Source organism: Jatrophihabitans lederbergiae (assembly GCF_031845305.1).
GTDB classification, from domain to species: Bacteria; Actinomycetota; Actinomycetes; order Mycobacteriales; family Jatrophihabitantaceae; genus Jatrophihabitans_A; species Jatrophihabitans_A lederbergiae.
The window spans coordinates 56,084-81,401 of sequence record NZ_JAVREH010000007.1 but is presented as its reverse complement, the minus strand read 5'-3'; the positions used below and the strand labels follow the sequence as shown (position 1 = coordinate 81,401).

The window sequence follows — 25,318 nt, the reverse complement described above, 5'->3', positions numbered from 1 at the left end:
CGGCATGAGGGCATCGGTACCGTGGTCAACCGTGACCCGACCGGAGCTGGCTGAGAACGCCGAAGGCACCGGTCTTCGGCCGCGGCACACCCAGCCCCGTTCCGTCGCCGAACTGGGCGCGCTGATCGGCGCGGCGAGGCGGGGCCGGGACGTTTCCGTGACGGGCATCAGCTCCAGCTCCGCCATGGTCGGTGCCGGTGACCTGTTCGCGGCGCTACCGGGGGCGACCGCGCACGGTATCCACTACGCGCCGGCGGCTCTGGACGCCGGGGCAGTCGCGGTGCTCACCGATCCGGCGGGCGCGGCCGAACTCGCCGCGCTGGATCTCGCCGAGGTTCCCGCCCTGATCGTGGCCGAGCCGCGGGCGGTGCTCGGCGAGCTGTCGGCAGAGCTGTACGGCCACCCCGCGCGGGGGCTGCGGGTGCTGGGCGTGACCGGCACCAGCGGCAAGACCACCACCACCTTCCTGGTCCGGGCCGGTCTGGAAGCCGCCGGGATCTCGTCGGGCATCGTGGGCACGGTCGGGGTGTTCGCCGGCGACGTGCTGGTGAAGACGCCGTTCACCACCCCGGAGGCCCCGCAGCTGCAGGCCCTGCTCGCGGTCATGCGCGAGCGCGACATCGACTGCGTGGCGATGGAGGTGTCCTCGCACGCGCTGCGGATGGGACGGGTCGACGGCACCGAGTTCGCCGTCGGGGCGTTCACCAACCTGTCCCAGGACCACCTCGACTTCCACTCGGACATGGCGGACTACTTCGCGGCGAAGGCGCTGCTCTTCGACGGCCGCGCCCGCCGCGAGATCGTCGTGGTGGACGACGAGTGGGGCCGGCGCCTGGTCACCGACGACACCGTCACCGTGAGCACCGAGGCCGAGGCCGACTGGCGGGCCACCGACGTCACCGTGCTGCCCGACGGCAGCACCCGGTTCACCGTGCACGGCCCGGTCCGCTCCTTCGCCGCGGGCTGCCGCATTCCCGGCGCGTACAACGTCGCCAACACGCTGCTCGCCTTCGCGATCCTGTCCGAGTCCGGGGTGGACGCCGCCGCCGTCGCCCCAGCCGTCGCCACCGCCCAGGTGCGCGGTCGGATGGAGCGCGTCGACGGCGACCAGCAGTTCCTGGCGGTCGTGGACTACAGCCACAAGCCCGCCGGGGTGGCCGGGGCGTTACAGGCCCTGCGGCCGCTCACCGCGGGCCGGCTGATCATGGTGCTCGGCTGCGGGGGCGACCGCGACCGCGGCAAGCGCCCGGTGATGGGCGAGGTCGCGGCCCGGGGCTGCGACGTGCTGATCGTCACCGACGACAACCCGCGCACCGAGGCGCCCGCCGAGATCCGCGCGGCGATGCTGGCGGGCGCGAGGTCCGTTCCGCCTGCCGAAGCCGCTGAGATCCTGGAGGAGGGCGACCGGCGCGCCGCCATCGCCCGGGCCGTCGCCCTCGCCCAGCCCGGCGACACCGTGTTGATCGCGGGCAAGGGCCACGAGACGGGCCAGGACGTCGGCGGCACGGTGCTGCCCTTCGACGACGTGTCGGTCGTCCGGAACTGCCTTCGGGAGCTCGGGTTCTCCGCCGAGGTGGCTCGATGATCGCGATGTCGCTCGCCGAGGTGGCCGCGATCGTGGAGGGCCGGCTCGCGGGGGCCGATCCCGACGCGCTCGCGACCGGCAAGGTGGAATTCGACAGCCGCAAGGTGGCCCCTGGTGACCTCTTCCTGGCGGTCCCCGGCGAGCGCGTCGACGGCCACGACTACGCCGAAGCCGCGATCGCCAGCGGTGCGGTCGCGGTGCTGGCGACCCGGCCGGTTCCCGTCTCCTCGATCCTGGTGGCTGACCCGATCGCCGCGCTCACCGCACTGGCCACCGCCTCGGCCCGCCGGCTGACCGCCACCGTCGTCGCACTCACCGGCTCGTCGGGCAAGACCTCGACCAAGGACCTGTTGGCCCAGCTGCTGCAGGGCTCTGGCAACACCGTGGCTCCCCCCGGATCGTTCAACAACGAGCTCGGGCACCCGTACACCGTCCTGCTGGCGGACGCGGATACCCGGTACCTGGTGCTGGAGACGTCCGCGCGCGGGTTGGGCCACATCCGCCACCTCGTGGACATCGCGCCACCGTCCGTCGCGGCCGTGCTGAACGTCGGTACGGCGCACCTGGCCGAGTTCGGCACGGTGGCCACCATCGCCCAGGCCAAGGGCGAGCTCATCGAGCAACTGCCCGCAGCGGCGGCCGGGGGAATGGCACTGCTCAATGCCGACGACCCGCTCGTCCTGGCGATGGCAGACCGGACCCGGGCGCGGGTGCTGACCTTCGGTGAGAGCCCCGGCGCCGACATCCGCGCCGAACGGGTCGAGATCGACCGGGACGGCCGCGCAAGCTTCGAGCTGGTGACCGAAACCGGTCAGGTCGGCGTCCGGCTGACCCAGCGCGGCGAACACCAGGTCGCCAACGCACTGGCGGCGGCCGGGCTCGCGCTGGCCTGCGGCCTCGACCTGGCCGCCGTGGCGGCAGGGCTGTCCGCGGCAACCGCCCAGTCGCACTGGCGGATGGAGGTCACCGAGACGGCGGCCGGGGTCACCGTCGTCAACGACGCCTACAACGCCAGTCCGGAATCCATGCGGGCCGCGCTGAAGACCCTGGCAATCATGTCCGAGGGCAGGCGCTCCGTCGCGGTTCTGGGGCACATGTCCGAGCTGGGGTCGGACTCGATCAGCGAGCACGACCGGCTGGGCCGGCTGATCGTCCGACTGGACATCGAGCACCTGATCGCGGTCGGCCCCGAGGCGCGTCCGATCGCGAACGGCGCGGCCCTGGAGGGGTCTTGGAACGGCGAGTCGGAGTGGGTTCCCGATGTCGAGGCAGCCGCCGTCAGACTGTCTGAGATCGTGGAGGCCGGTGACGTGGTGCTGATCAAGGGCTCACGCTCGGCAGGGATGGAAAGGGTGGCTCACGCCGTTCTGAAGAACCTGGACCGGACAGCGGGCGCGGCTGCCGGTGAGCACGCTTCATGAAGACCATCCTGATCGCCGCGTTCTTCGGTCTGATGACCTCGATCCTGTGCACGCCGCTGGTGGTCCGCTACTTCCGCAAGCAGGGGTTCGGGCAGGAGATCCGCGACGACGGGCCGAAGTCCCACCTGGTCAAGCGAGGCACCCCCACCATGGGCGGCGTCGCCATCATCGGCTCCACGATCGTCGGCTACGTCGTGGCTCACCTGGTGGGGTCCTTCCGCCACCACTCGGGGCCGACGGCCTCCGGCGGGCTGCTGCTGTTCGTGATGGTGGGCTCCGGCGCGGTCGGATTCCTGGACGACTTCATCAAGCTGCGGCACCGGCGCAGCCTCGGTCTGCGCGCCCGCGCCAAGTTCGCCGGCCAGTTGATCGTCGCGGTGATCTTCGGCGCCGGGGCGATGATGTTCAAGAACTCGCGCGGGCTGACCCCGGCGTCCAAGCACATCTCCTACGTGCGCGACCTCGCGCCGATCTCGATCGGTGTGGTGGGCTTTCTGTTGCTGGCCTACCTGATCATCACCGCGACCACCAACGCCGTGAACCTCACCGACGGCCTGGACGGCCTGGTGGCGGGCAGCGCAGCGATGGTGATGGGCGCGTACACGCTGGTCACGTTCATCCAGTTCCGCAGCACCTGCTCTCCAGGACCCGCCCTGAGCGGCTGCTACACCGTCCGCGATCCGCAGGACCTGGCGTTGATCGCCGCGGCGGCCATGGGCGCGTGCTTCGGGTTCCTGTGGTGGAACGCCAAACCGGCCCAGATCTTCATGGGCGACACCGGCTCGATGGCGCTCGGTGGCCTGATGGCGGGCCTGGCGATCCTGTCCCGTACCGAGCTGCTGCTGGTCGTGCTGGGCGGCTTGTTCGCCGTCGTCACGCTGTCCAGCGTCATCCAGACCGGCTGGTTCAAGTACACCCGGATCCGCACCGGCACCGGCAAGCGGGTCTTCCGGATGGCCCCGTTCCACCACCACTTCGAACTCGGCGGCTGGGACGAGGTGACCACCATCGTCCGGTTCTGGATCGTCGGCGGTCTGGCCGTGGCCTTCGGAATGGGCCTCTTCTACGCCGAATTCATCTCGCACGGCTAAAGGCTGGACGCAGACGTGATATCGCCTGACACTCCCACCCCATTGACCGGTCCGGAGGGATTCGCCGGGCGCTCTGCCCTGGTCTGCGGAACCGGCATGGCCGGCGTGTCCGCCGCCCGCGCGCTACTGGACCTCGGCGCCACCGTACTTCTCAGCTCGGACGGGGCGCCGCCCGCCGAGGGGGCGTTGCCGCCAGGCGCGGTGTTCGCCGGAGCCCTCGTCACGGTGCCGGCGGACGTCGAGGTGGTGGTGGCTTCCCCCGGCCTGCCGCCGAGCCATCCGCTGCTGGTGGACGCCTGGGCGCGTGCCATCCCGGTTCTCGGCGAGCTGGAGTTCGCGTGGCGGCTGCGCGGACCCGGTGCGGCCGAGTGGTTGCTGGTGACCGGAACCAACGGCAAGACCACCGTCGTCCGGATGCTCGAAGCCATGCTGCGGGAGGCCGGCCTGCGGGCACTCGCGGTGGGCAACGTCGGCACGCCGGTCATCGACGCCGTCCGGGCCGAGTCGCCGTACGACGTCCTCGCCGTGGAGGCGTCGAGCTTTCAACTGCACTTCTCCAGCACCCTGGCTCCGCGTGCCGGGGCGCTGCTGAACCTTGCCGAGGACCACCTGGACTGGCACGGTTCGATGGCCGCGTATGCCGGCGACAAGTCCAAGGTATGGGCCGGTTCGGTCGCCATCGCCAACGCCGACGACCCGGCCGTCACCGAGCTGCTGGACGCGGTTGCGCCGGCAGCGGACGTCCGCACCTTCACCCTCGCCGCGCCGGGCCCCGGGCGTTTCGGCGTTCTGGACGGCTGGCTGGCCGACGACTCCGGGCAGCGGCTGATCCCCGTGACCGAGATCCGGCCTCCCGGCGCGCACAACGTGGCCAACGCCCTGGCCGCCGCCGCGCTGGCCGTGGCGGCCGGCGTGGACGGACCGGCGATCGCGGCCGGGCTGCGCTCCTTCACGCCCGAGCCGCACCGCAACATGTTCGTGCGCACGGTGTCGGGTGTGAGCTACGTCGATGACTCCAAGGCCACCAACCCGCATGCCGCGGCCGCCTCGCTGGGCAGCTACCAGCGCGTGGTGTGGATCGCCGGTGGCCAGCTCAAGGGCGCCTCCGTCGACGATCTGGTGGCTGACTTCGCGGATCGGATGGCCGGTGTCGTGCTGCTGGGAATCGACCGGGACGCCATCAGGTCGGCCCTGACGCGACACGCGCCGAATCTCCCGGTGATCATGGTGCCCAGGACCGACGATGGAGCCATGCATGACGTCGTGGCTGCTGCCGCCGCACTGGCCACTCCTGGGGACGTGGTGCTGCTGGCGCCCGCCGCCGCCTCCAAGGACATGTTCGCAAGCTACGGTGCCCGCGGCCGGGCCTTCGCCGATGAGGTGGCTGCCCTGGCCGAGGGCCGGTCCGCCACGTGATCGCAACTCTGCGCGGACGGGTCGAGAACACCAGGCTGGTCCGGGCGTCCGGGCGTTATCTCGGGAACCCTTACGCATCCCTGCAGCTGATGCTCGCCGCCGGTGGTGGGCTGCTCTTCTTCGGCCTGATCATGTCGGCCTCGACCACCATCTCGGCCTCGGTGCACACCACCAATGAAGCTCCCTGGACTCAACTGGTGCGCGAGGCGGAGTTCGTGGTGCTGAGCGTGCCGGTGTTCTGGCTCGCGGTGCGGATGGCCCCGTCGTCCTATCGCCGATTGGCCTATCCGTCGCTCGCGATGGCGGTCTTCGGGCTGGTCGGTGTGCTGATTCCCGGTATCGGCGTGACCATCAACGGCGCGCACCGCTGGATCCAGCTCGGCCCGCTCACCCTGCAGCCGTCGGAGTTCGCGAAGCTGGCGATCCTGCTGTGGGGCGCGGATCTGCTGGCACGCAAGGAATCCCTGAAAACGCTCAGGACCGCCAAGCACGTGTTCGTCCCGCTGGTACCGGGATTCGTCGCGATCATCGCCCTGGTGATGCTCGAGCCCGACCTGGGAACGTCGCTGTGCTTCATGTTGCTGCTGCTCGGCCTGCTCTGGATGGTTGGCCTGCCGTACCGGTTCTTCCTGGCATTGCTCGGTGTTGTCGTCCTCGCGGTCACCGCGCTGGCGATCGCCGAGCCGTACCGGCTGCAGCGGCTGACCACGTTCATGCATCCCAATCTCGACCCGCAGGGCGCCGGCTACCACACCATGCAGGGTCTCTACGCGCTGTCCAGCGGTGGCATCTTCGGAGTCGGCCTCGGTCAGGGAACGTCGAAGTACGGCTGGGTGCCGAACGCCAACACCGATTACGTTTTCGCTGTCGTGGGCGAGGAATTGGGGCTTCTCGGCTGCACGGTGGTGCTGGCGCTGTTCGCCCTGTTCACCTATTCGGCCATGCGGATAGCGCTGCGCAGCCAGGACGGCTTCACCCGGCTGGTGGCCAGCGGCGCCGCCATCTGGATCGCGGGCCAGGCGCTGATCAACATCGGCTATGTCACCGCGCTGCTGCCCGTCACGGGTATTCCGCTGCCGTTCATCTCCAACGGCGGAACGTCGCTGATCCTGACCTGCGGCGTGCTCGGAATGCTGGTGTCCTTCGCGCGGCACGAGCCTGCCGCTGTGGCGGCGGCGAACGCCGCGGCGTCCGGTGGCAGCACGGCCCGGTGGGTACGGCTGCTGCGCCTGGGAGCGCCCAACGACAACCATGCTGCCGACACCCGCAGCGCCCCCCAGCCCTCGGCGAACCTGCAGTCGCCCAAGGCTTCGCCTTGGGACCGGCCGAGCTCGGCGACACCGTGGAACGCGGTAACCCACTTCGAGCCCAAGCAGTCGCCCCCCAAGCAGTCGGCAGCCAAGCAGTCGACACCGCGACGCAGGGGCGCGTGAGGGCGGTGGCAGCACCGAACAACAGCGGCCGACCAACCAGCATCGTCATTGCCGGCGGGCACTCCGCCGGGCACATCGAACCAGCGATGAACGTGGCTGACGAGATTCGCCGGCTGGACCCCGCGACGGTGATCACAGCCCTGGGAACCGTCCGCGGCCTGGACACCACCCTGATCCCGGCGCGCGGCTACCCGCTCGAGCTGATCCCGCCGGTTCCGCTGCCGCGCACGCTCAGCCTCGAACTGCTCCGCACGCCGGGACGGGTGCGGGCCGCCGTCGCCGCGGCGGGGGAGGTGCTCGACCGGGTGCGGGCCGACGTCGTGGTCGGTTTCGGCGGTTACGTCGCGGTGCCCGCCTATCTGGCCGCCCGCTCGCGCAACATCCCGATCGTCGTGCACGAGGCCAACGCCCGGGCCGGCGTGGCGAACCGGCTCGCGGCGCGCCTGACCACGCACGTCTACACCGCCTCGGCCTCCGTTCCCCTGGCACACGCGCAGCCGATCGGCATCCCGCTGCGGCCGGCGATCACCGCGCTCGACCGCGCTGCGGCGCGACCGGCGGCGCTGGCAGGTTTCGGATTGTCGCCGGACCGGCCGACGCTGCTCGTGACCGGCGGCTCACAAGGCGCGCGCCGGTTGAACGAGGCGGTGCTCGGGGCTCAGCGGCAGTTCGCCGACGCCGGCATTCAGGTTCTGCACATCGCCGGCAGCAAGAACCCGATGAGCGCTCCCGCCCGGGCCGGTGGCGAGCCGACCTACGTGGTGCTTCCCTACCTCGACACGATGGCTGCCGCGTACGCAGCCGCCGACTTCGTGCTCTGCCGGTCCGGGGCGATGACGTGCGCCGAGCTCACCGCGGTGGGCCTGCCTGCCGCGTACGTGCCGTTGCCGCTGCGGGGTGGCGAGCAGCGGCTCAACGCCGAGCCGATCGTCGCGGCCGGTGGCGGGTTGCTGGTGGCCGATGCCGAGTGCACCCCGCAATGGGTGGCCAGCCAGGTCATCGGCGTGCTGAGCGACCCGCCGCGTCTGAGTGCGATGGCCGCTGCCGCGAGCCAGGCCGGTGCCCGCGGCGCCGGAGTGGTGCTGGCCGAGAAGGTGCTGGAGGTGGCGCGTGAGCACAACACCCGATCCTGACCAGCCGACGCTGGACGCGGCGCACCGGTCGCAGAGCAGCTATGACCGGCCGGCCGGCTGGGCCGCGCCCGGGGCAGCCCTGGTGTCCTCAGCCGCCACCGAAGAGATTCCGGCCGCCGACGAGCTGGGCCGGGTGCATCTGATCGGCATCGCCGGCGCCGGCATGAGCGCCGTCGCCCGCATCATGCTGGCCCGTGGCGTGCCGGTCTCCGGTTGTGAGAACAAGGAGTCGGCGTCCGTCCAGGCGTTGCGCGAACTGGGCGCCGACATCAGCATCGGGCACTCACCGGCGCACCTCGACGAGGCCGACACCGTGGTGTACAGCACGGCCATCAGCCCCACGCACGTCGAGCTGGCGGGGGCCAGGGAACGCGGCCTGCTGATGCTGCGCCGCGCGAGTGCGCTCGGAGCGATGATCTCGGGCAGCCGGTCGGTGGCCATCGCGGGCACCCATGGCAAGACCACCACCACCTCGCTGCTCACGGTCGCGGCGCAGGCCGCCGGGCTGGACCCGTCCTTCGCGATCGGGGCCAACCTGCGCGCCTCGGGCACCAACGCGCAGGTCGGGGCCGGCGAGGTGTTCATCGTCGAGGCCGACGAGAGCGACGGCTCGTTCCTGCTGCTCAGACCGGACGTGGCGATCGTGCTGAACGTCGAGGCGGACCACCTTGAGAACCACGGCGACCTCGAAGGCGTCTTCCGAGCCTTCGAGCAGTTCGTCGACCGGATCACTCCGGGTGGCCTGCTGGTGACCTGCGCCGACGACGAGGGCGCCCGGCGGCTCGCCTGCTACGCCCGTGATAGTGGCGTCCGGGTCAGGACCTACGGCACCGTGGCCGACGCCGACGTCCGGCTGACCGGCATCCTCGAGCACCGGGACTCGGTCGAGATCACCGTTTCCGGATTGAGCGATTCTGAGGAGCCGGTGAGCGTCCGGGTCGGCTCGATGATCGGGCACCACATGGCCCTCAACGCCGCCGGCGCGCTGGCGCTGGCCGTGGAGATCGGGGCGGACGCGGAGGACTTCGGGCCGCTGTCGGCCGCATGGAGCGACTTTGCCGGGGTCAGCCGCAGGTTCGAGTTCCGTGGCGAGGCCGAGGGTGTCCGGGTGTATGACGACTACGCCCACCACCCGACCGAGGTGCGTGCGGAGCTGACCGCGGCGCGGGCGACGCTGCCGCAGGCCGGGCCCGGTCGGCTGGTCGCGGTGTTCCAGCCCGGGACGTACAGCCGGACCCAGACGTTCGCGAAGGAGTTCGGTGAGGCGCTGGCCGTCGCCGATGTCGCGGTGGTGATGGACATCTTCGCCTCGCGTGAGGAGCCGATCCCCGGGGTCACCGGGGCTCTGATCGCCGGCCTGGTGCCGCTGCCGGCGTCCGACGTCGTGTACGATCCGGATCGCAACGCCACCGCCGGCCGGGTTGCCGCGCTGGTGCGCCCGGGTGACGTGGTGGTGACCATGGGAATCGGTGACGTCTACCTGCTGTGCCCGGACATCCTTGCCGAGATCGCGCACCGGAGCGCCACGCATGACTGACGTAGTCGACCGGAGCGCGCCCGAGCCGCCGCCGGCCGCCGGCCGCCGGCTGCCGCGCTGGGCGGTTCTGGTGGCGGTGGCCGCGGTGTTGGTGCTGCTGGCCTGGGTGATCGGATTCTCCAGCGTGCTCGGCGTGCGGTCGGTGCAGGTCCGCGGCGCGAGGTCGCTGTCGGCCGCGCAGGTTCGTCAGGTGGCAGCCATCCGCTCCGGAGCCCCGCTGCTGCGGCTGGACACCGCGGCGATCCAACGACGGCTGGCCACGCTGCCGGTGGTCCGGTCCGCGCGGGTCACCACCTCGTACCCGTCCACCGTCACGATCCGGATCCTGGAGCGGGTGGCCGTCGGCTATCGTTTCGCGCCCGGCGGGGTCACCGTCGTCGATGCCGACGATGTCGCCTTCCGGACGGTGAAGACGCCGCCGAAGGGGCTGCCCCGGATCGACGTGTCCGGCAGCGTGGACCGGATGGACGCCGCGGCCGCGGTCGCCGGATCTCTCACGACGAGCGTGGCGCGCAAGGTCGCGCTGATCACCGCGCCGACGACGGAGTCGGTCACGCTCACGCTGTCCGACGGCCGCACGGTGCTGTGGGGCGGCACGGATCACAGTGCGGATAAGGCGAAACTGCTTCCCGCCTTGATCACCCAGCCGGGGACGTACTTCGACCTGAGCGATCCCACGTCCGTGATCAGCCGCGGCGCGCCCAGCACCGGCAACTAATCTTTTCGTTTTTTCGCGTGTCGCGGCGCGCCTTCACCCTGTCGAGCGTCAGCGAACTACCTTCGCTTTTAACGCTCAGGTTGACATAACGTTAACGGTCTACTTGAGGGTGAGGGTTCTGAATCCCAACTGACCAGCACCGACCAGCACAGCACCGAAGACCCCCATCACCGAAGCCCGAAAGCTACCGAAGGAACGCTCATGACCCCACCGCACAACTACCTCGCTGTCATCAAGGTCGTCGGTGTCGGCGGCGGCGGCGTCAACGCGGTCAACCGGATGATCGAGCAGGGCCTGAAAGGTGTCGAGTTCATCGCGGTGAACACCGACGCCCAGGCGCTGCTGATGTCCGACGCGGACGTCAAGCTCGACGTCGGACGCGAGCTGACCCGCGGCCTCGGCGCCGGCGCGCAGCCCGATGTCGGCCGGAAGGCCGCCGAAGACCACCGCGACGAGATCGAAGAGGTGCTCAAGGGCGCCGACATGGTCTTCGTCACCGCCGGTGAGGGCGGCGGCACCGGAACCGGTGGCGCGCCGGTCATCGCCAGCATGGCCCGCAAGCTCGGCGCGCTCACCATCGGCGTCGTCACCCGGCCGTTCTCCTTCGAGGGCAAGAAGCGCGCGACCCAGGCCGAGATGGGAATCGAGGCGCTGCGGGCCGAGTGCGACACGCTGATCGTGATTCCGAACGATCGGCTGCTGCAGATCTCTGACCACAACGTCTCGGTGATGGACGCCTTCCGCAGCGCGGACCAGGTGCTGCTCTCCGGTGTCCAGGGCATCACCGACCTGATCACCACGCCGGGCCTGATCAACCTCGACTTCGCCGACGTCAAGAGCGTGATGAGCGGTGCCGGCTCCGCCCTGATGGGCATCGGCTCCGCGCGCGGCGAGGGCCGGGCGCGGGCGGCGGCCGAGATGGCCATCGCCTCGCCGCTGCTCGAGGCGAGCATGGACGGTGCGCACGGTGTGCTGCTCTCGATCTACGGCGGGTCCGACCTGGGCCTGTTCGAGATCAATGACGCCGCGACGCTGGTTGCCGAGTCCGCTCACCCGGACGCCAACATCATCTTCGGCGCGGTCATCGACGACACGCTCGGTGACGAGGTGAAGGTGACGGTCATCGCCGCCGGCTTCGACTCCGGCCAGCTGCCGTACAAGAAGGTGGAGCCGCGGCGCGAGGCGGAGGCGCGCACCCCACAGCCGCAGCCGGTGCTCGCGGGCACCGGCCGGCCGGCTCCGACCTTCCTGCCCTCATCGGCCGCAGCCCCGGTCGGGGCCGGAGCGACGGCCGTGTCCGCGCAGGGTGTCGGCCAGCAGAGTGCCGGTCAGGGCGGCACCTGGACGCCTGCCCCGGTCCGCAAACCGGTCGAGGTCGAGGACGAGCTGGACGTACCCGATTTCTTGAAGTGATCCCATCTCAGGACGCGGCCGCGGGCGGTGATGCGATGAAGCCGCCGCCCGCGGCCGAGCTCAATGCAGGCGGCGTGGCGCCGGGACGGGGCGACACTGCGGCTCGCGGTGCGGAGCTTCGGCAGAACCTGGCCGAGGTGCGCGAGCGAATGCGGCGGGCGTGCGAGGCGGCCGGCCGGGCGCCGGACGAGATCACCTTGATCGCGGTCACCAAGTTCTTTCCGGTACAGGATGCGGTGCTGCTCGCCGGGGCGGGGGTAGCCGACCTGGGCGAGAGCCGTGACCAGGAGGCGTCGGCGAAGGTCGCGGAGTTCGGCGGGCTGAGCAAGGCGAAGGTTCGCTGGCACTTCATCGGTCGGCTGCAGTCGAACAAGGCTAAGTCGGTGGCCCGCTACGCCGACGTGGTGCACAGCGTGGATCGGCTCGAGCTCGCGAAGGCGCTGGACAACGGCGTCCGTCGCGCTGAGCGGGAACCGCTTGCGGTGCTCGTCCAGCTCAGCCTGGACGCGGACCCGGAGCGGGGCGGCAGTGCTTCGGCGGAGCTGGAACGGCTGGCCGACGAGGTCGCCGGACTGGACTCGCTGAGGCTGGCGGGGGTGATGGCGATCGCTCCGCTGGACGTCGAGGCGGACGTGGCGTTCGGGCAACTCGAAGAGGTGGCAGAGCGGGTGCGGGCCTCGCATCCGGAGGCAAGAATGATCTCGGCCGGCATGAGCAATGATCTCGAAGCGGCCGTGCGGCACGGTGCCACACACGTGCGGATCGGTACGGCGTTGCTCGGCCGTCGGGCAACGCCTTTCAGATAACGTCGGCTCGCAGCAGCTGGCAGTACTTAAACAGGAGGACGACACATGGCTACAGGCCTTCGGAAGATGGGCGTGTACCTCGGTCTGGTCGAGGATGACGACTACACCGAAAGCGGCGGCTCGGAGTCCTATGGAGCGCTGGCTCGCGATCCGCAGTACCACCGTCGCGAGGTAGAGGTTGCTCAGGTGCGCACCGGCTACGAGACCACCACCGACGCCGAGGTCTTCGACGACTACGACGCCGGCTTCGAGCAGGCGCCGCAGCGCATCACCACGCTGCACCCCCGCACGTACAACGAGGCGAAGACGATCGGGCTGCAGTTCCGCGGCGGCACGCCGGTGATCATGAACCTCTCCGAGATGGACGACTCGGATGCCAAGCGGCTGGTTGACTTCGCCGCGGGCCTGACCTTCGGCCTGCACGGCAGCATCGAGCGGGTCACCCCCAAGGTGTTCCTGCTCAGCCCGCACAACGTGTCGGTGACGGCGGCCGACCGCCAGCGCATCGTCGAGGGCGGGTTCTACAACCAGAGCTGAGGCCGGCTCGGCGTCCTGCCGATCCGTGGTGTCCCGACCGAACTCGGCGGCGGTCCGGCTGGCGCAGCTGAGGTGGGTGCGAGAATGGAGCTATGACGACGTTCTGGGCTGCGGTCGGGTTAGCGCTGCTGATCTTCTACCTGTTGGTGATCGCGCGCCTGATCGTGGAAACCACCCGGAGTTTCGCCCGGTCCTGGCGCCCCGCAGGCATCGCGGCGGTGAGCCTGGAGGTCGTCTATGTGGTGACCGATCCACCGATGAAGCTGCTGCGCCGGCTGATTCCGCCGCTGCGACTGGGTGGGATCAGCTTCGACATGAGCGTCCTCGTGCTGCTGATCACCATCTGGATACTCCGGCTGATCGTCGCCTCGCTGGCCGCCGGCTAGCGCTCGCGGGCCTCGCGCTGTGGGCTCCGAAGCCACTCGCTATCCTCTGTCCGTTCCATCCGTTCGCTGGTTGGCAGCGCCCCTAGCCGGGTTCGGCCGCCACTTCTCATGAGGTGACTCGATGCCTTTGACCCCCGCTGAAGTCCACAACGTGGTCTTCAAGAAGCCCCCGATCGGCAAGCGCGGGTACGACGAAGAAGAGGTGGACGCCTTCCTCGACATCATCGAGGTCGAGCTCGCCCGCCTCGTCGAGGAGAACGCCGACCTCAAGAGCCGTCCGGCCTCCGGTGGCACCCCGAGCAACACGGGCGCGGCCGACGCCGCCGCGCTGGCGAGCGCTCGCGAGGAGAACAAGAAGCTGGCCGCGCGGGTCAGCGAGCTCGAGGCCCAGGTCGCGCAGGGCCGCCAGGCGGCGCCCCAGGCGCAGCAGGAACTCACCACCGCCAAGTCCACGGCCCCCGCCGGGGTCGCAGCCGCCACGTCAGCACAGTCGGCCGCGCAGGCCGGTAACGCCGGCGCCACGCTCAGCCAGGCCGAGCGGGTTCTCGCAATGGCCCAGCAGGCGGCGGACGAGCAGGCGGCGGCGGCCAAGGCCGAGCACGACAAGACGATCGCCGACGCCAAGACCCATCAGGAGCGGGTGCAGGCCGAGACCCAGGCGTTCCGCGAGAAGACGGTTTCCGAGGCACAGGCTCGCGCCGATCAGCTCGACCGGGACTCCCGGGCGAAGGCGACCAGCACGGTGTCCGACGCCGAGCAGCGCGCGAACCAGATCACCGTGCAGCTCGAGCAGCGCAAGACGGCGCTGGAGAAGAAGCTGGAGGAGTTGCGCACCTTCGAGCACGAGTACCGGTCGCGGCTCAAGAGCTATCTCGAGTCGCAGCTGCGCGATCTGGACTCCAGTGGTCGCGCGGAGCCCGTTGCGGCGAGCGGTTCGGCCGAGCGAGCGTCGGGTCAAGCTGCTTCCGGTCAGGACAGGCAGGGCAAGAAGGCCTGATCTCCAGCTGATCCGGGCCGATCCGGCGCGGACAGGCACTCACTTGCCGAGGTCCGTGCCGCCGGCTCCCACGACCGGGCCAGCACCAGGCCCTCACCTCCGCAGCACCGTCAGCCGCTCGCCCTCGCCAGCCACAGCCGCAGCCCCAGTTCCTCGTCATCGGCCTCGAAGAAGCCGGCCGGCTCCTCCGGAGCTCCCTCGGTCAGCGTGCTCGCGAGGACCTCGGATGCGAGTTCGGGGGTGTGCGCCCGGATGGCCTCCGCAGGCTCGGGCGAGCCGCCGACCGTCCAGTGCAGCGCTATCCGGTCGGTGACTTCGAAACCGGCATTCTTGCGGGCCTCCTGCACGATCCGGACGATGTCACGCAGCTGGCCGAGCCGGCGCAGCTCCGGAGTGAGTTCCAGGTCCAGCGCGACCGTGTTCGAGCCGGCCACCTCGACCACCCAGCCGCTGACCGGGGCCTCGCTGATGATGACGTCGTCGGCGGTAATGGTCTTGCCCACGGATTCCAGCGTGAAGGCACCCTGGGTCCGCAGCGTGTGCGCCAGGCCCCCCGGGTGCTGGAAGGACGTGATCGCCGCGGCCACCGCCTTGGTGTCGGAACCGTGCTGCTTACCCAGATTCCGGAAGTTGGGCTTCACCGTGATGTCCAGCAGTTCGCTGGCGTCGGTCAGCTCGGCCAGGTCCACCACGTTGAGCTCGTCGGCCACCTCGCGTCGCAGCGCCTGCGGCAACTCGTCCCAGCCTGGTGCCGAGATGAGCGCTCGCGCCAGCGGCTGTCGGGTCTTCACGCCGGACGCGGCCCGGGCGGCGCGCCCGAGTTCCACGATCCGCCGCACCAGCGCCACCTGCCGGGACAGTGCGGGGTCGGTGGGCGCGTCCGTCTCGGGCCAGGACGCCAGGTGTACCGAGGCGATGCCGGTGGTGTCGGCGAACAGCGCCTGCCAGACCCGCTCGGTCACGAACGGCACGAACGGGGCGAGCAGCCGGGTCAGGGTGTCGAGGCAGTCGTGCAGGGTCTGCAGCGCGGCCGGGTCGCCTTCCCAGAAGCGGCGGCGGGAGCGGCGCACGTACCAGTTGGACAGGTCGTCGATCAGGCCGAACAGTGCCTTGCCCGCGCGGGCCGGGTCGTAGGCCTCCAGGGCGGTGTCGACCTCGGTGGCGACCCGGTTCGTCTCGTTGCGGGCCCACTGGTCCAGCAACGTGTCGGGGCCGCCGGAGCCAGCCTCCCAGCCGTTCGCGCGGGCGTACAACGACTGGAACGAGGCCAGCGACCAGTACGTCCGCAGCACCTTCGAGGCGATCTCGTCCAGGTTCTTGTGGCCCACCCGGCGCGCGGACCACGGGGAGCCGCCGGCCAGCATGAACCACCTGACGGCGTCGGCACCGTGCTGGTCCATCAACGGGATGGGCTCCAGGATGTTGCCCAGGTGCTTGCTCATCTTGCGGCCGTCCTCGGCCAGGATGTGGCCCAGGCACACGACGTTGCGGTAGCTGGATTGGTCGAAGATGAGGGTGCCGATGACCATCAGGGTGTAGAACCAGCCCCGGGTCTGGTCGATCGCCTCGGAGATGAAGTCGGCAGGGTAATTCTCCTTCGCCAGCTCGGCGTTGCGGTGCGGGGCGCCGAACTGCGCGAACGGCATCGAGCCGGAGTCGAACCAGCCGTCGATCACCTGGGGCACCCGGCGGAAGGTTCCCTCGACGCCGGGCAGCCTGAAGGTCGGGGCGTCGACGTACGGGCGGTGCGGGTCGAGATCGCTCAAGTCCTCGCCGGTCAGCTCCGACAGCTCCGCCAGCGACCCGACGCACACCAGGTTGGCCGGGTCCACGTCGTTGCGCCAGATGGGCAGCGGCGTTCCCCAGAACCGGTCCCGCGACAGCGCCCAGTCGATGTTGTTGTCCAGCCAGTCGCCGTACCGGCCATGCTTGATGGTGCCCGGATGCCAGTTGGTGGCCTCGTTCTGGGCGATAAGCTCGGCCTTGCGCGCCGTCGTCCGGATGTAGAAGGACGGCAGCGCGTAGTACATCAGCGGGGTGTGGCAGCGCCAGCAGTGCGGGTAGCTGTGCTCGTAGGCGATGTGCTTGAACAGCAGGCCGCGGCGGTCCAGGTCGGCGACCAGCTGCTCGTCTGCGTCCTTGAAGAACACCCCGCCCACCTCGGGCACCTCGGGCAGGAAGTGGCCGTCCTTGCCGATCGGGTTGACCACCGGCAGGCCGTAGCCGCGGCAGGTCGCGAGGTCGTCGGCGCCGAACGCGGGGGACTGGTGCACCAGTCCGGAGCCGTCGTCGGTGGTCACGTAGTCGGCGAGCACCACGTAGTTGGCGGGCGTCTCGGGTGTCCCGATCTCGACGTAGTCGAAGGGTCGGGTGTACGTCCAGCGCTCCAGCTCGCGGCCGGAGTAGGAGCCGACCACCTCGCTGCCCTCGGGCAGGTAGGCACTCGCCGCGCCGCCGGTGAACATCACCAGCTGCCGTCCGTCCGGCGTGCGGACCAGGGAGTACGTCACGTCCGGGTTGGCCGCCACCGCGGTGTTGGACACCAGCGTCCACGGGGTGGTCGTCCAGATGAGCAGGTCGGCCTGTCCCGCCAACGGCCCGGACGTGATGGGCAAGGTGACGTAGACGGAGGGGTCGACGACGGTCTCGTAGCCCTGGGCGACCTCGTGGTCGGACAGGCCGGTGCCACAGCGCGGGCAGTACGGCGCGACCCGGTGGTCCTCGACGAGCAGGCCCTGGGAATGGATGTTCTTCAGCGCCCACCACACCGACTCGATGTAGTCGGGGTTCATCGTCCAGTAGGCGTTGTCGTAGTCGGCCCAGTAGCCCATCCGCTCGCTCATGGCGGTGAACTGGTCGACGTTGCGCTGCACCTCGGCCCGGCACTTGGCGTTGAACTCCGCGATGCCGTAGCGCTCGATGTCGGGCTTGCCGGTGAAGCCGAGCTGCTTCTCGACGGCGAGTTCCACGGGCAGGCCATGGCAGTCCCAGCCGGCCATCCGGGGGACGTGATAGCCCTTCATGGTCTTGAACCGCGGGAACAGGTCCTTGAACGCGCGGGCCTCGATGTGGTGGGTGCCGGGCGTGCCGTTGGCGGTCGGCGGGCCCTCGTAGAAGGTGAAGTGCGGGCCGCCGGCGCTCTGGCTCAGGCTGGCCTCGAAGATCTTGTTCTCGCGCCAGAAGTCGATGACGCTCTTGTCCGTGGCGGGCAGGTCCACGTGCGCGGGCAGGGCCTCGTAGGCCATCGGGCAGTTCTCCTTCGCCGGGTCAGCGCCAGGCCGCCTCGGACGAGCCAACCTGGCCGTAACGGTGAAGGGACGACGGTCGGACCGCCGCGGTACCACCCCTCTTGACCGGCCGGACGAGCTGGCCGATCCACTCATTGCACTGCCACTCGGGTCTACTGCGGCCTGTGCGGGCCGGTTCTTCCGAAGCTCGGAGGTGATTTCGCCGTCGGCGCACCGCTCCCGGGCTCGCACCGTCCCCCGGTCGCTCTGTGGGTGCCACCGACGCTACTTGTCCTCGTCGACGCGAAGCCAAGTGTACGTGCCTCGGCCGCCTGCTGGTCCGGGCACGCCACGTGCTGGCGCTGAGGTCGCGACGGCCATATCCTGGGCGCCCTTGCTGAGCGATCCGCGCACCAGCGACCGCGCCCGGAGAGAGGGCCGTCATGACAGGAGTCCGGTCGCCATGACAGGAGTCCGGAAGGAAGCCGGCACGGCACGGCTCACCGCCGCCGAGACGAGCGAGTTCAAGGCACGGTTGCGGAGCGAACGGGCCGCGATGCAGGCCGAGTACGCGGCGGCGGTGGCGGAGTTGGACAACCTGCGGCGCTCGCACACCGACGGGGCGGGGAACGACCAGGCGGACGTGGGGAACACGACGTTCCAGCGCGAGCAGCAGCAATCGATCGCGGCCAACCGGCGGGATCTGCTCGATCAACTGGAGCACGCGTTGGAGCGGATCGACGCCGGAACCTACGGGCGCTGTGAGAACTGCGGGCGCCCGATCCCGAAGGCCCGGCTGACGGCGCTGCCGATGGCGACCTTGGACGCGGCCTGCAAGTCACGAGAGGAGCGGCGCTAGCTGTTCGACTGTCCGGACAGGTTGGTGACAGGGGCGGGCACGCGACCCGCGCCCGGTGAGCGAGAATGGGCGTGTGACCCAGCCCCTACTACCGCAGCCAGGCGACGTCGGCGCGAGAAAGCCCCGAACCAGGATGCGGGCCTTCGTCGCCACTGCCGTGATCGCCCTGGTCGCGGACCTGATCAGCAAGATCCTGGTCGTCGCGCACATCAAGCCCCAGGACGCGGGCACCCGGTTGCTCGGCGGTGCCGTGTACCTGGTGCAGACGCGCAACAGCGGGGCAGCGTTCTCGGTCGGCACGGGGGCCACCGTCGTCCTGACGATCATCTCGGTGATCGTGGTCGTGGTCATCGCCCGGGCGGCGCGGCGGCTGACGTCCCGGGGGTGGGCGATCGCGCTGGGGTTGGTGCTCGGCGGGGCGCTGGGCAATCTGATCGACCGGCTCTTTCGCGCGCCGTCGCCGGGCAAGGGCCATGTGGTCGACTGGATCTCGTTGTTCGCCAATGACGGGCATGTGTGGCCGATCTTCAACCTGGCCGATTCGGCCATCGTGATCGGCGGCGCGACGGCCGTGGCGCTGTCGCTGCTCGGGGTTGACTTCAACGGAGCGCGGAACCACGAGCTGCCGCAGAGCGATGCGGTGTCGGAGAAGCCTGCGTCATCCGATGGCTGAGCCGCGGATGATGCCGGTCCCCGACGGGCTGGAGGGCCTGCGGCTGGACGTGGCCATCTCCCGGTTGTTCGGGCTGTCCCGGTCCGCGGCCGCGACCCTGATCGATGATGGCGCGGTGACCCTGGACGGAGGGATTCCGGCGCGGTCGGAACGCGTGCACGGCGGGTCGTGGCTGGAGATCACCATTCCTGAGCTGGTCGACCTGGCGAAGGCTCCGCCGATGGTGGTGAACGGGCTGAAGATCCTGTACCAGGACGACGACATCGTCGTGGTCGACAAGCCGGTGGGTGTGGCCGCGCACCCGAGCATCGGCTGGGAGGGCCCGACGGTGGTGCAGGGGCTGGCCGCGATGGGGCTGCGGATGTCGACGTCCGGAGCGGCGGAGCGGCAGGGCATTGTGCATCGCCTGGACGCCGGCACCACCGGTGCGATGGTGGTGGCCAAGAGCGAGCTGGCGTACACGGTGCTGAAGCGGGCATTCAAGGAGCGCACGGTCGAGAAGCTGTACTCGGCGCTGGTGCAGGGGCATCCTGACCCGAGCAGCGGGACCATCGACGCACCGATCGACCGGCATCCGTCCTCGGACTGGAAGTTCGCGGTGGTGGCCGGTGGCCGGCCGAGCGTGACCCATTACGAGACCGTGGAGGCCTACCGGGCGGCGTCGCTGCTCGACGTCCGGCTGGAGACGGGCCGGACGCACCAGATCCGGGTGCACCTGGCGGCGCTGCGGCACCCCTGCTGCGGTGACACCCTGTACGGGGCCGATCCGGTACTCAGCCGCAAGCTGGGCCTGGCGCGGCAGTGGCTGCACGCCCGGTCGCTCGGCTTCCACCATCCCGCGACGGGGGAGTGGATCCAGGTCGTCTCGCCGTTTCCGGACGATCTGCAGCACGCGCTGGATGTCCTGGACGCCGAGTCCTGAACCGTGGCGCGGGTGCTGAGCTGGCGGCGCGGCTGAACTCTGTCATGGCGCACGAGTTCTGACCTGCGCCGATTTCGGACGTGGGAGTGCGGGTGGCTGGGTTGGATCGCCGCGATCGGTCTGCGTCAGAACGGTGGCCTGGTGGGGTCTTTGCGGTGGGCGAGTTGGCGTTGTCGTTCCTGGTGGGTGGTTTTGATGGCGGTTCTCACGGTGGCGATGGCGCGTTCGTCCTGTGCCTGCCGGGGGAGCCGAAGGTCGTGTTCGCACTGGCGCAGCCATGGCTGCGGGCCGCATCCAAACCGTGGCTGGGCACGCATCCCAACCGTGGCTATCGGCCACCGCGGCGGCTCAGACCATCGATCCGCCGGAGACGACATAGGACCACAACTGGCTGCTCACGCCCACCGGCCGCTTCGGCTGCTCGCCGGCAGGCGTCTCGGCGTGCGCGCCCTCGGACTTGTGGCCCTGACCGAACGCCGGCGAGTTCACCCAGGCGTTGAAGGCGTCCTCGTCTCGCCAGCGGGTGATCACGAGCCAGGTCGTGCGGCCATCGGTCGGCTGCAGCAGTTCGAAGCCCTCGAAACCCTCTTGGCCGTCGACGGCACCGGCGCGAGCGGCGAAGCGCTTGGCCAGTTCGTCCCCGCTGTCCGCGGCGACGGTAATGGCGTTGATCTTGATAATCGACATGCGTCCATGCTGTCACAGCCCACGGACAAAACCGGTCGGGAGTCGGTCCGGTAGCGGGCTGCAACCGACCCCAAGCCGGTCGTCCACCGGCGCTGACAGCAAGCCTCGATAGCAGGTCGAGAGACTCGCGGATCGAGCTGGCCCTGCGGAAGGTTGTCGGTGCCCGGGTGCAGAATCAAACCCGCTGGCCAGCCCGAACGATGGGCGCCACCCGAACGAAAGATGAGGGCACCGCTGTGACTGCCGCAGGCTCGACTGACTCCTTCGTGCACCTGCACAACCACACCGAGTACTCCATGCTCGACGGTGCCGCACGGCTGGACGACCTGTTCACAGAGACAGCACGGATGGGCATGCCCGCCCTGGCAATGACCGACCACGGCAACGTCTTCGGTGCCTACGATTTCTACAAGAAGGCCAAGGCGAACGGCGTCAAGCCCATCATCGGGCTGGAGTCCTACCTCACTCCGAACACCCACCGCGGCGAGCGCACCAGAGTCCGCTGGAACGCCGGCGGCCAGGACGATGTGTCTGGCGCGGGCGCCTTCACCCACATGACTCTGTTGGCCGAGAACACCGCCGGCATGCACAACCTGTTCCGGCTCTCCAGCCGGTCCAGCCTCGAGGGCTTCTTCTACAAGCCGCGGGCTGACCGCGAGCTGCTGCACGAGTACGCCCAGGGACTGATCGCCACGACCGGTTGCCCGTCGGGTGAGATCCAGACCTGGCTGCGGATCGGCAACTACGAGAACGCCCGGCAGAGTGCCGCCGAATTCAGGGATATCTTCGGCAAGGACAACTTCTTCCTGGAGCTGATGGACCACGGCCTCGGAATCGAGAGCCGGGTCCGCGACGGTCTGCTGAAGCTCGGAAAAGACCTCGGGCTTCCCATGATCGCCACCAACGACCTGCACTACACCCGCGCCGAGGACGCCGACGCGCACGAGGTGCTGCTGTGTGTGCAATCCGGCAAGACGATGCAGGACTCCAACCGGTTCAAGTTCGACGCCAAGGACTTCTACCTGAAGTCGCCGGCCGAGATGCGTTCCCTCTGGGCCGACAAGTACGACCTGCGCGAGGCCTGCGACAACACCCTGCTCATCGCCGAACGGTGCGAGGTCACCTTCGACGAGAGCAAGAGCTACATGCCGCGCTTTCCGGTTCCCGAGGGCGAGAACGAGCAGTCCTGGTTCATCAAAGAGACCGAGAAGGGACTGCTGCACCGCTACCCCAACGGCATCCCGGACGAGGTCCGCAAGCGCGCCGACTTCGAAAGCGGCGTCATTGTCCAGATGGGTTTCCCCGGCTACTTCCTCGTCGTGGCGGACTTCATCAACTGGGCGAAAGAGAACGGCATCCGGGTCGGTCCGGGACGTGGCTCGGGCGCCGGCAGCATGGTCGCCTACGCCATGCGGATCACCGACCTCGACCCGCTGCGGCACGGCCTGCTCTTCGAGCGGTTCCTCAACCCCGACCGCGTCTCGATGCCCGACTTCGACGTCGACTTCGACGAGCGCCGGCGCGGTGAGGTGATCCGCTACGTCACCGAGAAGTACGGCGAGGAGCGCGTTGCGCAGATCGTCACGTACGGCACCATCAAGGCCAAGCAGGCGGTCAAGGACGCCGCCCGGGTACTGGGCTACCCCTTCGCCATGGGGGACCGGGTCACCAAGGTGATGCCGCCGCCGGTGATGGGCAAGGACGTTCCACTGTCGAAGATCTTCGACAAGGACCACAACCGGTACGGCGAGGGCGGTGAGTTCCGGTCCCTGTACGAGGCCGATCCCGAGGTCAAGCGGGTTGTCGACACCGCAAAGGGGCTCGAGGGCCTCAAGCGCCAGTGGGGCGTGCACGCGGCGGGTGTGATCATGTCCAGCGACCCGCTGATCGACGTCATCCCGATCATGCGCCGTGAGGCCGACGGCGCCGTGATCACCCAGTTCGACTACCCGTCCTGTGAGAGCCTCGGCCTGATCAAGATGGACTTCCTGGGGTTGCGAAACCTCACCGTGCTCGACGATGCGCTGCACAACGTCAGGGCCAACCGCGACCAGACGGTCGTGCTGGAAGACCTGACGCTGGATGATCCGAAGACCTTCGAGCTGCTCGCGCGCGGTGACACGCTGGGCGTCTTCCAGCTCGATGGTGGTCCGATGCGGGCGCTGCTGCGGTCGATGCGGCCCGACAACTTCGAGGACATCTCCGCGGTCGGAGCGCTGTACCGGCCCGGCCCGATGGGCGCCAACTCCCACAACGAGTACGCCGACCGCAAGAACGAGCGCAAGCCCGTCGTGCCGATCCATCCCGAACTGGAAGAGCCGCTGGGCGAGATTCTGGGCGACACCTATGGTCTGATCGTCTACCAGGAGCAGGTCATGGCCATCGCGCAGAAGGTGGCCGGGTTCTCCCTGGGGGCCGCGGATCTGCTGCGCCGGGCAATGGGCAAGAAGAAGAAGTCAGAACTGGACGCGCAGTATGAGAAGTACTCCGCCGGCATGTCGGCCAACGGCTACTCCGCCGCCGCGATCAAGACGCTGTGGGACATCCTGCTGCCGTTCTCCGACTACGCCTTCAACAAGGCGCACTCTGCCGCCTACGGCCTGGTCTCATACTGGACCGCTTACCTCAAGGCCAACTTTCCGGCCGAGTACATGGCCGCGTTGCTCACCTCGGTCAAGGATGACAAGGACAAGATGGCGATCTACCTCGCCGAGTGCCGGCGGATGGGCATCAAGGTGCTGCCGCCGTGCGTGAACTCCTCCGACGCCGACTTCACCCCGACCGGCACCGACATCCGCTTCGGCTTGTCGGCAGTCCGCAATGTCGGTGGCAACGTCGTCACCTCGATCACCACGTCGCGCAAGGCGAAGTCGGCCTTCACCGACTTCGCCGACTACCTGCGCAAGGTCGACGCGGTTGCCTGCAACAAGCGCACCATCGAGGCCCTGATCAAGTCGGGGGCCTACGACTCCCTGGGGCACACCCGCAAGGGCCTGATCCAGGTGTACGAGCAGTCCGTGGATGCCGTCGTCGGCACCAAGCGCGCCGAGGCGATCGGCCAGTTCGACCTGTTCAGCTTCGGCACCGAGGAAGCGGTCAGCGACACCGACGTGTTCGCGGTCCGGGTGCCGGAGGGGGAGTGGGACAAGTCCGTCCTGCTCAACTTCGAGCGCGAGATGCTAGGCCTGTACGTCAGCGACCACCCGCTTCTCGGCGTCGAGCACATCCTGCGGTCGGCGTCCGAGGTGAGCATCGCCGACCTGCAGACGGACGCGGTCAACGACGGCCAGCTGATCACGGTCGCGGGCATCCTGTCGACCGTCACGAGGCGAATGACCAAGGACGGCAAGCCCTGGGCACAGGTCACCCTGGAAGACCTCGAGGGCGCCGTCGAGGTGCTGTTCTTCCCCGCCTCGTACACCCAGGTCGGCATGCAGATCGCCGAGGACGCGATCGTGGTGATCAAGGGCAGGGTCGACAGCCGGGAGGACGCCATCCGGATGATCGGATCGGATCTGACGGTGCCGAACCTGAGCGAGGGCCCTCGCGGGCCGATCAAGATCACGGTCGACCAGGCCCGCGCCACGCCCATGGTGATCGAGCGGCTGCGGGAGGTGCTCGCCTCTCATCCTGGAACGACGGAGGTGCACCTGGAACTAGGCTTCGGCCACCGCCACGTGATGCGGCTGCCCGACCAGCTCCGGGTGCACGCCTCCCAGGCGCTGATGGGCGATCTCAAGGCGCTGCTCGGCCCGAACGCGGTCGCCGCCTGAAGCGGCGTTACCCCGGAAGCACCATCAGCCGAGAACTGAACGGAACTCTGGTTCGTTGAGTGGACATGAGCTACGAGATCGTTCCTGGCCGACCGCGACGTGCCGGCGGCCCTGCCTCCGGGCGGCCGGTCACCGGTGAGCGGGCGTACGACGTCGGCGACTTCCGCAAGGGCAGTGACGTCTCTCAGCGGGTGCTCCGCCGGTACCTGCTGACCCGTGCGTTGGGCGCGTCGATCGTCCGGACGGTGTCCGCGACCGGTATCGCCATCCTGTTGGTTGCTCTGCTGTGCTGGCTCGGGGGCTTCAGGATCCTCGCTGTCCTGATCGGGCTGGTCGCGGTCGTGGTGCTCCTGATCCGGGCGGTGCTCGCCGCGATCCAGCGGCGCTTGTCCGGCTCCGAGCTGCTGGGGCCGTTGGAGCCCCGCGTCGCCGCCATGGTCGGCCGGACCCGGCGCGGCCTGCGACAGGAGCTACGCCGGGTCGGCCTGCCCAGTCACCCGTGGGGTCCACTACTGATCGTCCTGCGCCTGATCCGGCCGCTCAAACGTGCCCGAACCCTGCAGGCGCTGACCCGGATCGATCTTGCCAAGGTGGTTCCCGCCAGCAGCGTGGACGAGTTGCACGTCCTGCTGCGCAGCGACCCGTCGGTGTTCAGGCACTGAGGTACCCACCGGTCGGAAAGCGGCCGGCCAAGCTGCTCAGCC

The 25,318-nt window shown here is 69.4% G+C and carries 20 protein-coding genes; 18 read left to right on the top strand and 2 right to left on the bottom strand.

Features of this window, described 5'->3' with window-relative positions:
• Positions 1-4 precede the first annotated feature (4 nt).
• The 13 genes from RM423_RS07890 (at position 5) to RM423_RS07830 (ending at position 14,473) form a co-directional block, all read left to right on the top strand.
• Entirely contained in the window at positions 5-1,585 is a 1,581-nt protein-coding gene (locus RM423_RS07890; protein ID WP_396327639.1) for a UDP-N-acetylmuramoyl-L-alanyl-D-glutamate--2,6-diaminopimelate ligase, read from the top strand.
• Entirely contained in the window at positions 1,582-3,006 is a 1,425-nt protein-coding gene (locus RM423_RS07885) for a UDP-N-acetylmuramoyl-tripeptide--D-alanyl-D-alanine ligase (protein ID WP_311422468.1), read from the top strand. The genes RM423_RS07890 and RM423_RS07885 overlap by 4 nt, the downstream gene beginning before the upstream one ends.
• The gene (mraY, locus tag RM423_RS07880) at positions 3,003-4,097 is read left to right on the top strand and encodes a phospho-N-acetylmuramoyl-pentapeptide-transferase (protein WP_311422467.1); all 1,095 of its coding nucleotides are present in this window, start codon (positions 3,003-3,005) and stop codon (positions 4,095-4,097) included. The genes RM423_RS07885 and mraY overlap by 4 nt, the downstream gene beginning before the upstream one ends.
• Before the next feature lie 15 nt (positions 4,098-4,112).
• On the top strand, positions 4,113-5,513 hold the full coding sequence (gene murD, locus RM423_RS07875) for a UDP-N-acetylmuramoyl-L-alanine--D-glutamate ligase (RefSeq protein WP_311422466.1): 1,401 nt from the start codon (positions 4,113-4,115) through the stop codon (positions 5,511-5,513).
• Positions 5,510-6,946 (top strand): putative lipid II flippase FtsW, encoded by a 1,437-nt coding sequence (gene ftsW / locus RM423_RS07870; RefSeq protein ID WP_311422465.1) that lies wholly within the window; start codon positions 5,510-5,512, stop codon positions 6,944-6,946. Before murD ends, ftsW begins: the two co-directional genes overlap by 4 nt.
• Positions 6,943-8,079, top strand: a complete 1,137-nt coding sequence (locus RM423_RS07865; protein WP_311422464.1) for a UDP-N-acetylglucosamine--N-acetylmuramyl-(pentapeptide) pyrophosphoryl-undecaprenol N-acetylglucosamine transferase — start codon at positions 6,943-6,945, stop codon at positions 8,077-8,079. Before ftsW ends, RM423_RS07865 begins: the two co-directional genes overlap by 4 nt.
• 82 nt (positions 8,080-8,161) lie before the next feature.
• Entirely contained in the window at positions 8,162-9,616 is a 1,455-nt protein-coding gene (murC, locus tag RM423_RS07860) for a UDP-N-acetylmuramate--L-alanine ligase (protein ID WP_396327646.1), read from the top strand.
• On the top strand, positions 9,609-10,334 hold the full coding sequence (locus tag RM423_RS07855) for a cell division protein FtsQ/DivIB (protein WP_311422462.1): 726 nt from the start codon (positions 9,609-9,611) through the stop codon (positions 10,332-10,334). Before murC ends, RM423_RS07855 begins: the two co-directional genes overlap by 8 nt.
• Before the next feature lie 201 nt (positions 10,335-10,535).
• Positions 10,536-11,747, top strand: coding sequence for a cell division protein FtsZ (ftsZ, locus tag RM423_RS07850; RefSeq protein WP_311422461.1), 1,212 nt, complete (start codon positions 10,536-10,538; stop codon positions 11,745-11,747).
• Between the two features lie 35 nt (positions 11,748-11,782).
• Complete coding sequence (locus RM423_RS07845) at positions 11,783-12,553, top strand: YggS family pyridoxal phosphate-dependent enzyme (RefSeq protein WP_311422460.1); 771 nt, start codon at positions 11,783-11,785, stop codon at positions 12,551-12,553.
• 45 nt (positions 12,554-12,598) lie between these two features.
• Positions 12,599-13,090 (top strand): cell division protein SepF, encoded by a 492-nt coding sequence (locus RM423_RS25470; protein WP_396327638.1) that lies wholly within the window; start codon positions 12,599-12,601, stop codon positions 13,088-13,090.
• Positions 13,091-13,182: 92 nt separating this feature from the next.
• Positions 13,183-13,476: a YggT family protein gene (locus tag RM423_RS07835; protein ID WP_311422459.1), complete on the top strand. Its 294-nt coding sequence runs from the start codon at positions 13,183-13,185 to the stop codon at positions 13,474-13,476.
• A gap of 121 nt (positions 13,477-13,597) precedes the next feature.
• On the top strand, positions 13,598-14,473 hold the full coding sequence (locus tag RM423_RS07830) for a DivIVA domain-containing protein (protein WP_311422458.1): 876 nt from the start codon (positions 13,598-13,600) through the stop codon (positions 14,471-14,473).
• A gap of 110 nt (positions 14,474-14,583) precedes the next feature.
• Here RM423_RS07830 and ileS read toward each other — a convergent pair whose 3' ends face one another.
• Positions 14,584-17,718 (bottom strand): isoleucine--tRNA ligase, encoded by a 3,135-nt coding sequence (gene ileS, locus RM423_RS07825; protein ID WP_311422457.1) that lies wholly within the window; start codon positions 17,716-17,718, stop codon positions 14,584-14,586.
• 445 nt (positions 17,719-18,163) lie between these two features.
• Between ileS and RM423_RS07820 the strand changes: the two genes are divergently transcribed.
• The 3 genes from RM423_RS07820 to RM423_RS07810 all read left to right on the top strand — a co-directional run bounded on the left by RM423_RS07820 (position 18,164) and on the right by RM423_RS07810 (position 20,154).
• Positions 18,164-18,559: a TraR/DksA family transcriptional regulator gene (locus RM423_RS07820; protein WP_311422456.1), complete on the top strand. Its 396-nt coding sequence runs from the start codon at positions 18,164-18,166 to the stop codon at positions 18,557-18,559.
• Between the two features lie 73 nt (positions 18,560-18,632).
• On the top strand, positions 18,633-19,232 hold the full coding sequence (lspA, locus tag RM423_RS07815) for a signal peptidase II (RefSeq protein WP_311422455.1): 600 nt from the start codon (positions 18,633-18,635) through the stop codon (positions 19,230-19,232).
• Complete coding sequence (locus RM423_RS07810; protein ID WP_311422454.1) at positions 19,225-20,154, top strand: RluA family pseudouridine synthase; 930 nt, start codon at positions 19,225-19,227, stop codon at positions 20,152-20,154. The genes lspA and RM423_RS07810 overlap by 8 nt, the downstream gene beginning before the upstream one ends.
• Before the next feature lie 348 nt (positions 20,155-20,502).
• Here RM423_RS07810 and RM423_RS07805 read toward each other — a convergent pair whose 3' ends face one another.
• Positions 20,503-20,841, bottom strand: a complete 339-nt coding sequence (locus RM423_RS07805) for an antibiotic biosynthesis monooxygenase family protein (RefSeq protein WP_311422453.1) — start codon at positions 20,839-20,841, stop codon at positions 20,503-20,505.
• A gap of 200 nt (positions 20,842-21,041) precedes the next feature.
• On the opposite strand from RM423_RS07805, the gene dnaE reads away from it, so the two are divergent.
• A complete protein-coding gene (gene dnaE, locus RM423_RS07800) occupies positions 21,042-24,614 on the top strand; it encodes a DNA polymerase III subunit alpha (protein ID WP_396327637.1) in 3,573 nt (1,190 codons plus the stop codon).
• A gap of 65 nt (positions 24,615-24,679) precedes the next feature.
• On the top strand, positions 24,680-25,276 hold the full coding sequence (locus tag RM423_RS07795) for a hypothetical protein (protein WP_311422451.1): 597 nt from the start codon (positions 24,680-24,682) through the stop codon (positions 25,274-25,276).
• Positions 25,277-25,318 lie beyond the last annotated feature (42 nt).

What these genes read in the sequence shown, in the direction of transcription:
- RM423_RS07890 (WP_396327639.1), top strand. Translation starts at nt 5, where the DNA reads ATGAGGGCATCGGTACCGTGGTCAACCGTGACCCGACCGGAGCTGGCT.
- RM423_RS07885 (WP_311422468.1), top strand. Translation starts at nt 1,582, where the DNA reads ATGATCGCGATGTCGCTCGCCGAGGTGGCCGCGATCGTGGAGGGCCGG.
- mraY (WP_311422467.1), top strand. Translation starts at nt 3,003, where the DNA reads ATGAAGACCATCCTGATCGCCGCGTTCTTCGGTCTGATGACCTCGATC.
- RM423_RS07855 (WP_311422462.1), top strand. Translation starts at nt 9,609, where the DNA reads ATGACTGACGTAGTCGACCGGAGCGCGCCCGAGCCGCCGCCGGCCGCC.
- ftsZ (WP_311422461.1), top strand. Translation starts at nt 10,536, where the DNA reads ATGACCCCACCGCACAACTACCTCGCTGTCATCAAGGTCGTCGGTGTC.
- RM423_RS07845 (WP_311422460.1), top strand. Translation starts at nt 11,783, where the DNA reads ATGAAGCCGCCGCCCGCGGCCGAGCTCAATGCAGGCGGCGTGGCGCCG.
- RM423_RS25470 (WP_396327638.1), top strand. Translation starts at nt 12,599, where the DNA reads ATGGCTACAGGCCTTCGGAAGATGGGCGTGTACCTCGGTCTGGTCGAG.
- RM423_RS07835 (WP_311422459.1), top strand. Translation starts at nt 13,183, where the DNA reads ATGACGACGTTCTGGGCTGCGGTCGGGTTAGCGCTGCTGATCTTCTAC.
- RM423_RS07830 (WP_311422458.1), top strand. Translation starts at nt 13,598, where the DNA reads ATGCCTTTGACCCCCGCTGAAGTCCACAACGTGGTCTTCAAGAAGCCC.
- ileS (WP_311422457.1), bottom strand. Translation starts at nt 17,718, where the DNA reads ATGGCCTACGAGGCCCTGCCCGCGCACGTGGACCTGCCCGCCACGGAC.
- RM423_RS07820 (WP_311422456.1), top strand. Translation starts at nt 18,164, where the DNA reads ATGACAGGAGTCCGGAAGGAAGCCGGCACGGCACGGCTCACCGCCGCC.
- RM423_RS07810 (WP_311422454.1), top strand. Translation starts at nt 19,225, where the DNA reads ATGGCTGAGCCGCGGATGATGCCGGTCCCCGACGGGCTGGAGGGCCTG.
- RM423_RS07805 (WP_311422453.1), bottom strand. Translation starts at nt 20,841, where the DNA reads ATGTCGATTATCAAGATCAACGCCATTACCGTCGCCGCGGACAGCGGG.
- dnaE (WP_396327637.1), top strand. Translation starts at nt 21,042, where the DNA reads ATGGGCGCCACCCGAACGAAAGATGAGGGCACCGCTGTGACTGCCGCA.
- RM423_RS07795 (WP_311422451.1), top strand. Translation starts at nt 24,680, where the DNA reads ATGAGCTACGAGATCGTTCCTGGCCGACCGCGACGTGCCGGCGGCCCT.